The sequence below is a fragment of the Blautia sp. OF09-25XD genome, assembly GCF_003482095.1.
Lineage (GTDB): Bacteria > Bacillota > Clostridia > Lachnospirales > Lachnospiraceae > Fusicatenibacter > Fusicatenibacter saccharivorans.
On the sequence record NZ_QUMG01000007.1, the window covers coordinates 17,027 to 32,474 of the forward strand.

Genomic DNA, 15,448 nt, shown 5'->3' on the forward strand with positions numbered 1-15,448 from the left:
TCCTGAAAAAAAGAGGAGAACAACATGGAAAAACAGAAAAAGATAGCACTGATTAACGATCTGACAGGCTTTGGCCGGTGCTCAACGGCTGTGATGGCGCCGATCGTGTCGGCGATGAAGATTCAGGCGGTGGCAGTTCCGACCGCAATTCTCTCAGCACACACGCAGTTTCCGACGTATTACTTTGATGATTATACTGACCGGATGAAGGATTACATTCAGACCTATAAGGATCTGAAGCTCGATTTCGATGCGATCTCGACCGGCTTTTTAGGATCGGAACAGCAGGTGGATATTGTGCTTGATTTTATCCGCCATTTCAAGACGGACCGCAACTTTGTCATCGTCGATCCGGTCATGGGAGACTATGGGAAGCTGTATCGGACGTACACGAAAGAGATGTGCGACAAGATGAAAGAGCTGGTTCACTACGCGGATATCATCACGCCGAACCTGACAGAACTCTGTACACTGCTCGATGCGCCATATCCGGAGAACGGGGCTTCGATTGAGGAGCTGAAAGAAATGTGCGCAAAACTGGCGGAACGGGGACCGAAACATATTGTTGTGACGGGTATCCACTTTAACCAGACACAGATTGCCAACTTTATCTATAACAAAGGCGAGGATTTCCAGATCGTCATGGTAGACCGCATCGGCGGCGACCGGAGCGGTACGGGAGATGTCATTGCGGCAATTATCGCAGGCATGTATCTGAACGGCCACAGCCTGTACGAGTCGGTGAAAAAGGCGGCGGATTACGTATCGAAATGCATCCGCTACTGCGAAGAAAACGAAGTGCCGAGCTACTGGGGACTCTGCTTTGAAATGTTTATGAAGGACTTAACGGAGGAAGCGTAATGTATTTATATACTGTAACCGGAGCCGTCGGCGAGGAAGGGTATCTCGACCTTGCAAAGAGCGGCGATCTTACCGGAAAAAATGTCTATGTCAACATGACAAACAAATGCCCGTGCAGCTGTGTGTTCTGTCTGCGCCAGACGAAACAGCAGCAGGAGGGAAATACACTGTGGTTAAAAGAGGGCGAGCCATCCGTTGAGACGATGCTGGAGCTGTTCGCACAGTACGATCTGAACGTGATCAATGAACTGGTCTTCTGCGGCTTCGGAGAACCGCTTGAGCGGCTTGAGGATGTCTGCCGGGTGATCGATTCCTTAAAAGAAACGTATCCGAACCTGAAAGTGCGTCTGAATACGATCGGTCTTGCCAACCTGATCTATGGAAGAGATGTCACCCCGGAATTAAAGGGAAGATTCGATACCGTCTCGATTTCCTTAAACGCGCCGGATGAAAAAGAATTTCTGGAGCTCACACGGTCGAAATTCGGCATCCAGTCGTACGAGGCGATCAAGGAGTTTGCAGTACTTGCAAAACAGTATGTGCCGAATGTTGTGATGACCGTTGTCGAGAAAGTTATGCCGGAAGAAAAGATTCAGAAATGCCGGGAAATCTGCGATGAATTAGGTGTTACCCTTCGTGTCCGCCCGTTTGAAAATTAAAGTGTGCGGAACGGAATCTTCCGCTTGTATTTCCAGAATATAACGCCTATAATGGGAAGGAAAAACAAAAGAGAGGGAGAGACGTATGAACGAGTCTAATGGAGTCATCCGCGATGCGAGAAAGCTCGGCATTCCTAAAATGCTGATTCTCGGATTGCAGCACATGTTTGCCATGTTCGGTGCAACCATTCTGGTGCCGATTCTGGTAAACAGCTACTTTGTAGACGCATGCGGCGAGGGACCGTCCCGCGGTCTTACCGTATCCGTCACACTGTTCTGCGCCGGCTTTGGAACCCTGCTGTTCCATCTGTGCGCGAAATTTAAAGTACCGGCATTTCTTGGTTCTTCGTTTGCATTCTTAAGCGGTTTCGCCGCTGTTGCAAACCTGAATACCGGAAAATATGCCAGCATGAGTGTCAACGACAAGGCAGCCTATGCCTGCGGAGGTATTGTGGTAGCAGGTCTTCTGTACCTGATTTTTGCCTTGATCATCCGCATGGTCGGCGTCAAACGCGTGATGCGCTACCTGCCGCCGGTTGTCACAGGTCCGGTTATCATCTGCATTGGCCTCAGCCTTGCTGGTTCCGCCATTAATAATGCTTCGACGAACTGGTTCCTGGCACTGGTTGCGCTGGCAGTCATCATCATTTTCAACATCTGGGGAAAAGGAATGCTCAAAATCATTCCGATTCTGATGGGCGTTGTGATTGCCTACGCTGTGGCAGTTGTCCTGAATGCACTCGGCATCAAAAATCCGGACGGATCCGTGATCATCAACTTTGCGCCGGTTGCACAGGCAGGCATCGTCGGACTTCCGCCGCTGCAGCTCTGCAAATTCGATCTGACCAGCATTATGATCATGGCACCGATCGCGATCGCGACCATGATGGAGCATGTCGGTGATATGTCGGCGATCTCTGCAACCGTAGGAGAGAACTTCCTTTCTGATCCGGGCCTGCATAGAACCCTGCTCGGTGATGGTCTTGCAACCGCAATGGCAGGTTTCATCGGCGGACCGGCCAACACGACGTACGGCGAGAACACCGGCGTTCTGGAATTGAGCCGCGTACATGACCCGAGAGTCATCCGTATTGCCGCAGTCTTTGCGATTATTGTCAGCTTCATTCCGAAGGTATCGGCACTCATCAGCACCATGCCGTCCTCTATCATCGGAGGCGTTAGCTTCATGCTGTACGGTATGATTTCTGCCATCGGTGTGCGCAACGTGGTAGAGAATAAAGTAGACCTGACCAAATCGAGAAACCTGATCATCGCGGGCGTCATCTTTGTCTGCGGACTGGGCTTCAGCAACGGTCTCTCCTTTACGATCGGCGGAACGACCGTCACCCTGACTGCACTTGCCATTGCAGCCATCGCAGGAATCCTGCTGAACATGATTCTGCCGGGCAATGATTACGAATTCGGCGTAAACGAGTCCGGGGACGAGAACAGAGGAATCCACGCATAAAGAAAAATGCAAAAGAAAATCCGTTTTTTCTGCATCTGTATTCTGCACAAAGGAATGTGCAGAAACAGAGGGGAAAAAGCGGATTTTCTTTGCATTTCGGTACGGGCAAGTGCATACTGGAGAGTAAGAAGATGTAAGGTTGGTAAAAAATGACACACGAAAGATCGAAAAAGAGGATGATGGGACAGGTCGTCGGATCCTTATATTATCTGGATCCAACGGTGATTCCGCGGCTGAAAAGTCTGCGAAGCGGTGACGATTCGGTGTTTTCATTTGGTGTTTTATTTTACGCGCTCAAACGCAATCCGCGGAGAGTGGTTCAGCACGTAGATGATGCCGCGCCGTTCAAATCCGTTTTTCTGGATCAGATGCTGCATGATTTGATTGTCCGCATGCGTATCGACGCGCAGGTGCGGGATCTGTGCCCAGCAGTAATCGACGATCTGGGAGAAAAATCCGTGGATTGTTCCGTCTGAGGCAACCTGGTGAATCGTGCCATACGGCGCATCGGAGAGCCAGGAGCCGTCGTCGATCTGCAGATACGTCGGATCCTCACCGATGATGAAGGCAAACGCGCCGTGCAGCGTGCCGTTTTCTTCCAGGACAAAAAGCTGTTTGTCACGGATTCTGTTGTGAATCAGCTCCTCCGGCGGAAAATGGTTTCCCCACTGATTCGGATTTCCGGTTTCCTGCATAAAAGAGCGGGCGTACGCATAGATTGACATGATCGAAGTAAAATCCTCCGGGACGGCAAGTCGTATCATGATAAAAATTCTCCTTTTAGTTCAAAATAAGCAGTTTTATTGTAGCACAGCGGACGATGAAGCACAAGAAAGAGAAAACAGGATTTGACTTTTTGAAAAATCCTATGTACAATGTAGTTAGTTACAACTAACTAAAGTAACCAAAACCACAACAAAACGATTTCTGCCGGTCCTGGATGGGCCGGTTCCGTATCAAATTGTCAGAAAGGAAAGAATATGAAACAAAATCGAAAACGAAAAGAGACGGCGGGCATGAATTTTCTCCGCTATCTCGGCCCGGGACTTCTTGTCACGGTCGGTTTTATCGACCCGGGAAACTGGGCATCCAACATTGCCGCCGGATCGGGTTACGGCTACGAGCTTCTGTGGATGGTCACCCTGTCCACGATCATGCTGATTTTTCTGCAGCACAATGCGGCGCATCTCGGCATTGTCACGGGAAAGTGCCTCTCGGAGGCGGCGAGCCTCTATCTGCCTGCGTGGCTGAAAAACACGATTCTTGCGACGGCGATGATGGCAGCGGTGGCGACCGCAATGGCGGAGATCCTCGGCGGTGCGGTTGCGCTCCAGATGCTGTTCGGCATTCCGATCAAGCTCGGCAGCATGATAATTCTCGTGCTGGTTCTGATCTGTGAGTTTACAAGTGCTTACAAACGGATTGAAAAACTGATCATTGTGTTTGTCTCGCTGATCGGCTTTTCGTTCCTCTTTGAGGTCTGGATCGCCGATATCGACTGGGCGCAGGCGGCTGTCGGCTGGGTAAAACCGTCGTTTCCAGAGCACTCAATGCCGGTCATCTTAAGCGTCCTCGGTGCGGTCGTCATGCCGCACAACCTGTTTCTCCACTCGGAAATTATTCAGAGCCGCCAGTGGAATCTTGAGGATGATGAGATGATTGCGCGCCAGTTAAAGTATGAGTTCAAAGACACCCTGTTTTCCATGATCATCGGATGGGCCATCAACAGTGCAATGATCCTGATGGCGGCCGCAACGTTTTTCCAGCCACAGAATGCAAAGCAGGTGGATGATCTCGCAACGGCGGGAAAGATGCTGACACCGCTCCTTGGAAATGCCGCATCGGTGATTTTTGCAGCAGCGCTTCTGCTCGCCGGAATTTCATCGAGCATCACCGCGGGAATGGCGGGCGGAACGATTTTTTCGGGGATTTTTAACAAGCCGTATGAGATCAAGAGTAAGGAGACACGCTGGGGAATCCTTCTTACCATGATCCCGGCCGCAGCGGTCATTCTTCTGATTGATTCCCCGTTCCAGGGCCTTCTCTATTCACAGATGTTTCTTGGAATGCAGCTCCCGATTACGGTATTTACGCAGATTTATCTGACGTCCTCGAAAAAAGTCATGGGAAAATACGCGAACAGTCTGCGGCTGAAAATTGCCCTGTTTGCGATTGCGGTGATTGTGACACTGCTGAATATCGCGCTGCTGTTTGTGCAGTAAAAAGAATGAGAAATAAAAAAAGGAAGTCCGCTGCGCTGATCCCTGAAAAAGAGACCGGCGCAGCGGACTTCTTCTATTATAATATGCTCTCCATGCAGGCATCGACAAAGTCCTGCAGAAGCGGAGAGAGTTTCCGCCCCTTTTTCCAGATCACGGCGATCTGCGTTTCCAGGTCGCTTTCTGCGAGCGGCTGGATGCGGAGTCCCTGGCAGAGAGAGCTCATGGACTGCGGGAAAATGGCAGTGGCAAGGCCTTCCTTTGCCCAGAGCATCGCGCCGCGGGGATCGTCGCAGACGCAGAAAAGATCGGGCTCCATGCCGCGCGAGTGGAACGCATCCATGATGAGCGCCTCATACCGGCGGTAGATGATGAGCGGAATATTCAAAAGATCCGAGAGCTTTAGCGATCCGTTCTTCTCGGGAAGCATATCTTTTGAAGAAACGGCAATCATAGGTTCAGAGCTTAAAATTTTATAGTCGACATCGTCGAGCCGCAGCGGCGTGCGGGCGATGGAAATGTCGATGATGCCGTCCATCAGATAGCGGTACAGCGTGTAGGTGATGCCGTCGTGCACCTCGAAGTTGACATCGGGATTGCGGCGGGAAAAAAGCGAGACGCACGGCATGATCGTCGCAACGGTGGTCGGTGTGATGCCGAGGCGCAGAACCCGCTTTTTGCCGACCTTTGCGACCTCAAGCTCCGTCGATTTCACGTACTCGAGCAGGTTGGCGGAGCGGTCGTACAGCAGTTTTCCGGCTTCGGTCAGGCGGACGCCTGGCGGGTGCGTTCAAATAAAGTGACGTTCAGTTCGGCTTCCAGCTGCTTTAACTGATAACTGAGCGGCGGCTGGGACATATTGAGGCGGCGGGCGGCCTCGTGAATGCTTTCGGTTTCGGCGATGACGCGGAAATATTCAAGCTGGCGCAGTTCCATAAGAGACTTCCTTTCGTGAAATTATTTATGATATTAAAATTGTATCACTAAGCTATAAAAACAATACTATTCGTATTAATCATATGAGATTATACTGTCAATGTCAAGAAACAAAGAAATGGAGAGTGAAAAAGAAGATGAAAAGTCTTGGAGTCTACTTGAAGCACTACAAAAAAGAGAGCATCATCGCTCCTTTGTTCAAGCTTCTGGAAGTCGTATTCGACCTTCTGGTGCCGATGGTTGTTGCCAGATCATCGATGTGGGTATCGCAGGCAATAACCGTCCGTACATCGTCAGCCGTTTTGGAATCCTCGTTCTGATGGCGGCAGTCGGACTTTGCTGCAGCTTCACCGCGCAGTATTTCGCGGCAAAAGCGAGCGTCGGCTGTGCAACCGAGCTTCGCCAGGCGGTCTTTGATCACATCCAGGCTCTGTCCTTTACGGAGCTGGATACCATTGGAACCGATACGCTGATCACCCGTCTGATCAACGATATCAACCAGGTGCAGAACGGAATCAACATGGGTCTGCGTCTGCTGCTGCGGAGTCCGTTTATCGTATTCGGTTCCGTTGTGATGGCATTTACCGTCAACGTAAAATGTGCCATCGTATTCCTGGTTACTATTCCGATCCTATTCGTTGCCGTATTCGGCATTATGCTGGTCAGCATCCCGCTGTTCAAAAAGGTACAGGCGGCACTCGACCGCGTCACCGGAATGACAAGAGAAAATCTGAACGGTGTCCGTGTCATCCGTGCGTTCTGCCGTGAGGAGCAGTCTGTTGCCGATTTCGAAAAGAGCAACGATGAGCTGACTTGTCTGAACGAGTTTGTCGGAAAAATTTCCGCACTGTTAAATCCGCTGACCTATGTCCTCATCAACATCGCAGCCGTTGTCCTGATCTGGCAGGCAGGCTTCAGGTTAACATCGGCAGTATGCAGCAGGGACAGGTTGTCGCACTTTACAACTACATGCTGCAGATCATCGTGGAGCTGATCAAACTGGCATCGCTCATCATCACCTTAAACAAATCCGTTGCCTGTGCAGAGCGTGTCTCCGGCGTACTGGCGGTTCCGACAACCATGAACTACCCGGCAAAAGGCGGCGCTGCAAAGAAAGTAACTGGCGATGCAGCTGTTACATTTAAAAATGTCAGCTTCACCTATGCAGGAGCCGGCGCAGAGAGCTTATCGGATATCAGCTTTACCGCAAAACGCGGACAGACCATCGGAATCATCGGCGGTACCGGAAGCGGAAAATCGACGCTGGTCAGCCTGATTTCCCGTTTCTACGATGCGACCAGCGGTGACGTCATGGTAGACGGCGAGAATGTAAAGAATTACACGAAAGAAGAGCTCTGCAATAAAGTCGGTGTTGTTCAGCAGAGAGCAGTGCTCTTTAAAGGCAGTATCCGCGACAATATGAGGTGGGGCAAAGAGGACGCCACCGATGCAGAAATCTGGGAGGCGCTCACCACAGCCCAGGCGAAAGAAGTCGTAGAAGGCAAACAGGATCAGCTCGATTTTATGCTGGAGCAGAATGGAAAGAACCTCTCCGGCGGACAGAAACAGCGTCTTTCTATTGCGCGTGCGCTGGTAAAAAAACCGGAAATCCTGATTCTGGACGACAGCTCGAGTGCGCTTGACTTTGCAACGGATGCAAAACTCCGCAAAGCCGTCCACAATCTCGAAGGAAACACGACAACCTTCCTCGTATCCCAGCGAATCGCCGGCATCCGTCAGGCAGACCAGATCCTCGTTCTTGGAAATGGTACGCTCGAAGGAAACGGCACACACGACGAGCTGATGAAAACCTGCGAGGTTTACCGCGAGATTTACTTCTCCCAGTTCCCGGAAGAGCGTGCAGCTTATAACAACGAAAGCGGGGTGATCGCATGAAAAAGACAGAAAACAAGTCCGGAAAAAGCGGCATGCAGGTCATGAAAAAGCTGATGGCGTTTATCGGAAATTATAAAATTTTCTTAGGCCTTAGTATTGTCCTAGCTGCGGTTACCGTTATTTTACAGCTTTATATTCCGATCCTGTTCGGCGATGCGATCGATGAGGTTGTTGCAGCCCACCAGGTCAATTTCCCGGAGATGTGGTTCTATCTGAAACGAATCGTATTCTTTACCCTCGTTTCCGCACTTTCCGCATGGATCATGAACCTGATCAACAACCGTATGACGTACCGCATCGTGCGCGACCTTCGTTCCCAGGCGATCCGTCATATCCAGGTGCTGCCGCTGTCCTATCTGGATCAGCACAGCTCCGGAGACATCGTAAGCCGTGTTATCGCAGATACCGATATCTTATCGGACGGTCTTCTGCTTGGCTTTACGCAGCTGTTCTCCGGCATCGTAACCATTATTGTGACACTGTTTTTCATGTTCTCGAAGAACGTATGGATCACCCTTCTTGTGATCTGCCTGACACCTCTGAGCTTCTTCGTGGCAAAATTTATTTCCGGCCGCTCGTTCAAAATGTTCCAGAAACAGAGTGAGACGAGAGGAAAACAGACCGCACTCATCGATGAGATGATCGGAAACCAGAAAGTAGTCAAAGCGTTCGGCTATGAGGAAAAAGCTTCCGAGCGTTTTGCAGAGATCAACAAAGATCTGCAGAAATACAGCCAGCAGGCCGTGTTCTACAGTTCCTTAACGAACCCGTCCACCCGTTTTGTCAACAACGTGATCTATGCCGGTGTTGCCCTTGTGGGAGCTTTCATGATCCCGGGCGGCGCGCTGACCGTCGGCGGACTTTCCGTTCTGCTGTCGTACGCAAATCAGTATATGAAACCGTTCAATGATATCAGTTCCGTTATCACCGAGATGCAGAACGCGCTTGCCTGCGCAGGCCGTATCTTTGCTCTTCTGGAAGAGAAAGAGGAAAGTGCAGACCCGGCCGGAACGATCGATACCGTGACGGGAAATGTGACGATCGATGATGTAGCATTCAGTTATGACAAAGAGAAAAAACTGATCGAGAACTTTAATCTTGACGTACAGCCGGGCATGCGTGTTGCCATTGTCGGCCCGACCGGATGCGGAAAGACGACGTTTATCAACCTGCTGATGCGCTTCTATGATGTCGATGCCGGAAAGATCTGCATCGACGGAAAGCCGATCGACGAACTGTCCCGCCATGCGCTCCGCAGCTGCTTTGGTATGGTGCTGCAGGATACCTGGATCAAACAGGGAACCGTGCGCGACAACATCAGCTTCGGAAAGCCGGATGCGACGGAAGAGGAGATCATCAATGCGGCCAAAGAGGCACACAGCTGGGAGTTTATCAAGCGTCTGCCGAAGGGACTTGACACGGTTCTCAGCGAAGACAGCATCAGCCAGGGGCAGAAACAGCTTCTCTGTATCACCCGTGTCATGCTCTGCCTGCCGCCGATGCTGATCCTCGACGAGGCGACCTCCAGCATCGATACCCGTACCGAACTGCAGGTTCAGGAGGCGTTTGACAAGCTGATGCAGGGCAGAACGAGTTTCGTCGTTGCCCACCGTCTGTCCACGATCCGCAACGCTTCGCTGATCCTCGTCATGAAAGATGGAAAGATCATCGAGCAGGGACGCCATGAGGAGCTTCTTGAGAAGAAAGGCTTCTACTACAATCTGTACAACAGCCAGTTCCAGGCGTCATAAAAGATATTTGGAAAAGAGAACAGCAGATCTGTGCCGCGCATGCGATTTTGAGGCGTGCGCGCTCAGATCTGCTGATTTTTTATATGTTTTTGCAATATTCTGAAAAAAATACGGCATGGGGTATTGACGAATCCTATCACAGGTGCTATAGTTTTACAAAAATAAAAAAAGACGTAGAAGTTTTTAGAAAATGTGCGGAGAGCTTTTGGAAATTTAATTTTCGAAAGGTGCACGACCGAAGAAGTAAAACTTTCAGGTGCTGGTTCTCTTCTTAAAACAAGAACGGACGGGAGACGGCGAGGACTAAAAACGGAGTGGTCTCTGGAGAAGCTCTTGAAAAGAGTGCCGAAGGTGCAATGCAGCGATGCAGAATCTCTCAGGCAAAAGGACAGAGTCAAAAAAGATACAGAAGAAAAACAGCCGCGGAACAAAAAAAGCGGTGCGCAGAAACGAAAAAATTCCGGAAGCGCGGTTTTTTGCTGTATTTTTCAATCAGAGCCATGTTCTGCAGGAAAAATTCCGCAGGAGATGGTATTTTTTTTCTCAAAACGGTGCGGATGTGTGATCCACATCGTTCAGACCATACGTCGAATGGAAAGGGAGAAAAGAAAATGGATGCATTGAATCAGGCAATTGCGCAGATCAGTGATGTGCTCTGGAACAGCGTACTGCTGTTTCTGCTGGTAGGTACGGGAGTTTATTTCTCTGTTCGGACCCGCTTTGTACAGGTAAGAAAGTTTAAGACCGCGTGGAACCGCGTCTTCGGCGGTTTCTCGTTAAAGGGTAAGAAGGCCGGAAAAGACGGCATGACTTCCTTCCAGGCGCTTGCAACAGCGATCGCCGCACAGGTCGGAACCGGAAACATCGCAGGATGTGCGACCGCACTCGTATCCGGCGGCCCGGGAGCCATCTTCTGGATGTGGCTTGCTGCGTTCTTCGGCATGGCAACGATCTACGGCGAGGCGTATCTCGCGCAGATCTCCAAACGCCGCGATGAGAGCGGGGAAATCATCGGAGGACCGGTTTACTACATTACCCACGCATTCAAGGGAACGTTTGGAAAAGCACTGGCAGGCTTCTTTGCCGTAGCCGTTATTCTGGCGCTTGGCTTTATGGGAAATATGGTACAGTCGAACTCCATCAGTGATGCGTTCTACACCGCATTTTCCGTACCGAAATGGGTGATGGGTGTGATTGTAGCCGTTCTCGCCGCATTCATTTTCATCGGAGGTATCTCCCGTATCGCATCCTTCACCGAAAAAGTTGTTCCGGTGATGGCAGCACTGTATCTCGTCGGAGCCCTTGTTGTTATTCTGATCAACATCCAGCATGTGCCGTCAGCGATTGCTTCGATCTTTATCTGTGCATTCCGTCCGGACGCCGTATTTGGTGCAGCAGCCGGTATTACCGTGCGGAAAGCCATGCGTTACGGTGTTGCCCGAGGCCTCTTCTCTAATGAAGCCGGTATGGGTTCCACCCCGCATGCCCATGCGATTGCCGATGTCGAGAACCCGGAGGATCAGGGTGAAGTAGCGATGATCGGTGTCTTTATTGATACCTTCGTTGTCCTGACCATGACCGCTCTCGTTATTCTTTCTTCCGGCGTTCTGGAAGAGATGATGAGTACCGGTGTTAAAGGAACCCCGGTCGCACAGGCGGCATTCCGAACCGGCCTCAAAGGCTTCGGACCGGCGTTCGTAGCGATCTGTCTTCTGTTCTTTGCATTCTCGACCATCGTCGGATGGTACTTTTTCGCAAGACAGAACGTACAGTATCTGTTCGGAAAGAAAGCAGTCGTTCCGTTCTCGCTGATCGTCGTTGTGTTCGTTTTCCTCGGCTCTCTGCTGAAAGTGGATCTCGTATGGAACCTGTCAGACCTCTTTAACGGCCTGATGGTAATTCCAAACCTCATGGCGTTGATCGTCCTCGCAGGAACCGTAGCAAAAGCGGCAAAAGGTGAAAAAGTAGAATTCTAATCATATATACAGAACGGGAAAAAGGAGGAAAGTCTGCTGATGCAGACTTTCCTCCTTTTTGCAATTATTCAGAGCCACATAAAATTTCAAGAAGAACTGTTCGTTCATGCGAGCATGACTCACAGTTCTTCTTGAAATTTTGCATGGCTCTGAATAATTGCAAAAAGAAAGACCGGCAGGGGAGCTACCGATCTTTCAAGGGGAGTATAAATAATTAATAAGGGGTTATTAATTGTAAAAAAATTTATGAAGGGTAAATTCTTTTACAAAATTGATTATAATACAGATAACGGGAAAAAGCAACATCGAAATTCAAAAGTTGGAAAAAATTACCACAATTTGGAAAGCAGTGGTCCGAAAGCAGGAAAAACACTGTATTTTTGGGCTTGCATTCCCCACTTTGGAACAGATACCGTGGAAAAACAGGGTTCTGGATGCATAATCTGCGCGGAAAAAGCGATACTAAAGGATGTCGCAGGACAAAAAAACATTCAGGAGGAAACAAGATTATGACCAGAAACAGCAAAAATGAATACAGCAAAAATGAATACAGCAAAAACGAGTACAGCAAAAACGGATACGAGAAAAGCGAATACAGCAAAAACCAGAAGAACAGCAGAGACTGCAATCATGTGAAAGACCGTGAGATGTCATCCTACGGTCAGCAGAACCGGGAGCAGGACGAGAAGGATGAGTATGAAAAATACTAAGTAAACCTTGGGATTCCGGCAGAAAAAGCCGGCGGAGGGTCCCATACGGACTCTGCCGCCGGTTTCTGCATACATATAAAACAGGAGAGAAAGTCAGATCCGGAGAGGGGGACCAGGATATGGCAGGCATGACACTGCTGGCGGCAGACCAGCTGGACTGGTACGTGGGAAAACCGTGGGCGATGATCATCGATGTGCGGAACCGGCGGGAATACGAAAAAGGGCATGTGAAAGGAGCGGTGAATCTTCCCTATGACCATCTGCTCGAACGGGTCTGTCTGCCGCGGGACAAAATTCTTGTGATCTGCTGTGAGCGGGGTGCCGCGAGCATGGCGGAGGGAAAGCGGCTGGCGGAGAACGGATACGAGGTCAAAACGGTCATCGGCGGAATGCATGCATACCGCGGACGATATCTGGTGGCGGGAGAAGAGCTGTAATGGGGCGGCAATCCAACATTTCTTCTTGTCAAGCGGGAAAAGATACGGTAAGATGAAACAGAAAACAATACAAAACCAAACCACAAAACGAAAGAGAGATCACGATATGAAATACATGTTTGCATCTGATATTCACGGTTCTGCCTATTACTGCAGAAAAATGCTGGAAGCCTTCGAGGCAGAGGGCGCAAGCCGCCTGTTTCTGTTAGGCGACCTTCTCTATCACGGCCCGAGAAACGATCTTCCAAAAGAATACGCACCGAAACAGGTCATCGCCATGTTGAATGAGAAAAAACAGTACCTCACCAACGTGCGCGGAAACTGCGACGCAGAAGTAGATCAGATGGTACTGGAGTTCCCGGTGCTGGCAGATTACGGCATCCTGATCGAGGGAGGCCATACCTTCTATATGAGCCATGGCCACATCTACAATGAGCAGAATCTGCCGCCGCTGATGGATGGAGATATCTTCCTGTACGGCCATACCCACGTCCTGCGTGCCGAGAAAAAAGGCGCACACACCTTTCTGAACCCGGGTTCTGTATCTCTGCCGAAAGAGGGCAATATCCCGACCTATGCAATCCTCGAGGACGGCGTATTTACGATCAAAGGCTTTGACGGCACCGTCGTAAAACAGCTCACATTATAAGAGGGGACGGGAGAGTATGGAATTATATGAACTGATCGCCCCGTGCCACTTCGGCCTGGAGGCGGTGATGAAACGTGAAATCCTCGACCTCGGCTACGAAATCGAGCGCGTGGAGGATGGAAAAGTAACGTTTCTTGCAGATGCAGAGGGAATCGCCTACGCCAACCTGTTCCTTCGCACGACCGAGCGTATCCTGCTCAAAGTAGGACAGGTCCACGCCGAAACGTACGATGAACTCTTTGAAGCGACAAAAGCGCTCCCGTGGGAGAAATTTATCCCGAAAAACGGAAAGTTCTGGGTAACGAAGGCAAACTCCATCAAGAGTAAGCTCTTCAGCCCGTCCGATATCCAGTCGATTATGAAAAAAGCGATTGTCGAGCGATTGAAACAGGTCTACCACATGGAGTGGTTCCCGGAGGACGGTGCACAGTACCCGATCCGTGTTTCGATTTTAAAAGACGAGGTTACGATCGGACTCGATACCTCCGGCGTTTCCCTTCATAAGAGAGGCTACCGCAAGCTGACCGCGAAAGCGCCGATCACCGAGACCCTTGCCGCAGCACTTATCATGCTGACTCCGTGGAAGGGTGACCGGATTCTTGTCGATCCGTTCTGCGGAAGCGGTACGTTCCCGATCGAGGCGGCCATGATGGCGGCCGATATTGCACCGGGTCTCAACCGTTCTTTCCTTGCGGAGCAGTGGACGCACCTCGTGCCGAAAAAATGCTGGATGGATGCGGCGGAGGATGCACGCTACCGGATCCGGAACGATATTGAGACAGATATTCAGGGCTTTGATATCGACGGAGATGTCATCAAGAGTGCCAGAGAGAACGCAAAGCTGGCCGGTGTGGATCACCTGATCCATTTCCAGCAGCGTCCGGTTGCCGAGCTGTCGCACCCGAAAAAATACGGTTTTCTGATTACCAACCCGCCGTACGGTGAGCGCCTGGAGGACAAAAAAGATCTTCCGGCCCTGTATCAGACATTAGGAGAGCGGTACCGCGCTCTCGATTCCTGGTCGATGTATCTGATCACGAGCTACGAGGATGCCGAGCGGTATCTCGGCAAAAAGGCGGATAAAAACCGTAAAATTTACAATGGAATGCTGAAAACCTACTTTTACCAGTACGCGGGACCGAAGCCGCCGCGCCGGGAAAAAGAACAGAAATAATACAAATGGAGGAGCAATGCCGAATGATTTTTGGCGTTGCTCCTTTTTGATAACAAAAATTAAAAGAAGAATTTTAGAAAAGTTTAATATTTTCTTGAAATCACTGCACTACTGTGCTAAACTGTCCTCATGCGAAATTTTTTCATCAAGCGGAGGAAACCATGAACGGACAGGAGATCAGAGACAGGCTGCTGCATTCCTACGAGAGGAGCTACGATATCGTAAAGCCGTCCGAAGTAAACGGCCATACATACGATGCCTGTGCAAGCTACCACGAGAGCGGCGCAAAATACGTGCTCTCAAAGAAAGCAGAGCTGTGGAGGATCAGCTGTCATGAGCATGCGTATTTTAAAGCGGTGGAAGAACTGAACGACCAGGACGTCGAAACATTTCTGACGGACCTGACAGAATGGATAGAGCCAAAGGTGGTTCGCGAGGGGAAGGAAGTACCGGATACCGACCACATGTACACGCTGGTCACCGGTATTTTTTTTGCGGACAAACCGGTTGCGGACAGCGTAAAGAAGAAAATCCGAAAATATAAGTATTATAAAAATTACCGGTTTTCTTTGAGAGGCTACTGTCAGGTGCGGCTGCTCGTCTTTGATACGGCAGAACAGAAAGTGTTTGGAAACCGGGCGGCTTGGGAATTGGTAAAGGGATATGCTAAGATGTTCCGGTCTTAGTTATCTATAAATTTATTCTACCAAAA

General features: G+C 50.1%; 14 protein-coding genes, 1 pseudogene and 1 riboswitch. Of the genes and pseudogenes, 12 read left to right on the plus strand and 3 right to left on the minus strand.

Annotated elements, in window-relative coordinates:
* The first annotated feature begins 24 nt into the window (after positions 1-24).
* The 3 genes from DXA93_RS07360 to DXA93_RS07370 all read left to right on the plus strand — a co-directional run bounded on the left by DXA93_RS07360 (position 25) and on the right by DXA93_RS07370 (position 2,988).
* Positions 25-861: a pyridoxamine kinase gene (locus tag DXA93_RS07360; RefSeq protein WP_119207997.1), complete on the plus strand. Its 837-nt coding sequence runs from the start codon at positions 25-27 to the stop codon at positions 859-861.
* Entirely contained in the window at positions 861-1,520 is a 660-nt protein-coding gene (locus tag DXA93_RS07365) for a TatD family nuclease-associated radical SAM protein (RefSeq protein WP_117760508.1), read from the plus strand. Before DXA93_RS07360 ends, DXA93_RS07365 begins: the two co-directional genes overlap by 1 nt.
* Positions 1,521-1,605: 85 nt before the next feature.
* On the plus strand, positions 1,606-2,988 hold the full coding sequence (locus DXA93_RS07370) for a uracil-xanthine permease family protein (RefSeq protein ID WP_022462641.1): 1,383 nt from the start codon (positions 1,606-1,608) through the stop codon (positions 2,986-2,988).
* 281 nt (positions 2,989-3,269) lie between these two features.
* Here DXA93_RS07370 and DXA93_RS07375 read toward each other — a convergent pair whose 3' ends face one another.
* The gene (locus DXA93_RS07375) at positions 3,270-3,752 is read right to left on the minus strand and encodes an acetyltransferase (protein ID WP_055265833.1); all 483 of its coding nucleotides are present in this window, start codon (positions 3,750-3,752) and stop codon (positions 3,270-3,272) included.
* A 216-nt stretch (positions 3,753-3,968) separates the two neighbouring features.
* Between DXA93_RS07375 and DXA93_RS07380 the strand changes: the two genes are divergently transcribed.
* A complete protein-coding gene (locus DXA93_RS07380) occupies positions 3,969-5,210 on the plus strand; it encodes an Nramp family divalent metal transporter (protein WP_119207999.1) in 1,242 nt (413 codons plus the stop codon).
* Positions 5,211-5,286: 76 nt separating this feature from the next.
* On the opposite strand, the gene DXA93_RS07385 is transcribed toward DXA93_RS07380, so the two are convergent.
* Positions 5,287-5,922, minus strand: a complete 636-nt coding sequence (locus DXA93_RS07385) for a LysR family transcriptional regulator substrate-binding protein (protein WP_243036242.1) — start codon at positions 5,920-5,922, stop codon at positions 5,287-5,289.
* Positions 5,923-5,972: 50 nt separating this feature from the next.
* Positions 5,973-6,143 (minus strand): helix-turn-helix domain-containing protein, encoded by a 171-nt coding sequence (locus DXA93_RS18380; RefSeq protein WP_242998360.1) that lies wholly within the window; start codon positions 6,141-6,143, stop codon positions 5,973-5,975.
* 137 nt (positions 6,144-6,280) lie between these two features.
* Between DXA93_RS18380 and DXA93_RS20545 the strand changes: the two are divergent.
* From DXA93_RS20545 to DXA93_RS07430, 8 genes and pseudogenes are all read left to right on the plus strand, one after another.
* Positions 6,281-8,039 (plus strand): annotated as a pseudogene (locus DXA93_RS20545) (ABC transporter ATP-binding protein).
* A gap of 41 nt (positions 8,040-8,080) precedes the next feature.
* Positions 8,081-9,790, plus strand: coding sequence for an ABC transporter ATP-binding protein (locus DXA93_RS07395; RefSeq protein WP_082424887.1), 1,710 nt, complete (start codon positions 8,081-8,083; stop codon positions 9,788-9,790).
* 311 nt (positions 9,791-10,101) lie between these two features.
* A riboswitch (glycine riboswitch) is annotated at positions 10,102-10,192 on the plus strand.
* 209 nt (positions 10,193-10,401) lie between these two features.
* Positions 10,402-11,766 carry an alanine/glycine:cation symporter family protein gene (locus DXA93_RS07400; protein WP_118697249.1) on the plus strand — a complete coding sequence of 455 codons (1,365 nt, stop codon included), beginning with the start codon at positions 10,402-10,404 and terminating at the stop codon, positions 11,764-11,766.
* A gap of 509 nt (positions 11,767-12,275) precedes the next feature.
* Positions 12,276-12,476 (plus strand): hypothetical protein, encoded by a 201-nt coding sequence (locus DXA93_RS07410; RefSeq protein ID WP_055227027.1) that lies wholly within the window; start codon positions 12,276-12,278, stop codon positions 12,474-12,476.
* Between the two features lie 119 nt (positions 12,477-12,595).
* Positions 12,596-12,913 carry a rhodanese-like domain-containing protein gene (locus DXA93_RS07415; protein WP_022462633.1) on the plus strand — a complete coding sequence of 106 codons (318 nt, stop codon included), beginning with the start codon at positions 12,596-12,598 and terminating at the stop codon, positions 12,911-12,913.
* Positions 12,914-13,019: 106 nt separating this feature from the next.
* Positions 13,020-13,562, plus strand: coding sequence for a phosphodiesterase (gene yfcE / locus DXA93_RS07420; RefSeq protein ID WP_022462632.1), 543 nt, complete (start codon positions 13,020-13,022; stop codon positions 13,560-13,562).
* Positions 13,563-13,578: 16 nt separating this feature from the next.
* Complete coding sequence (locus tag DXA93_RS07425; RefSeq protein WP_022462631.1) at positions 13,579-14,736, plus strand: THUMP domain-containing class I SAM-dependent RNA methyltransferase; 1,158 nt, start codon at positions 13,579-13,581, stop codon at positions 14,734-14,736.
* 161 nt (positions 14,737-14,897) lie between these two features.
* Positions 14,898-15,422: a hypothetical protein gene (locus tag DXA93_RS07430; protein WP_055219714.1), complete on the plus strand. Its 525-nt coding sequence runs from the start codon at positions 14,898-14,900 to the stop codon at positions 15,420-15,422.
* Positions 15,423-15,448 lie beyond the last annotated feature (26 nt).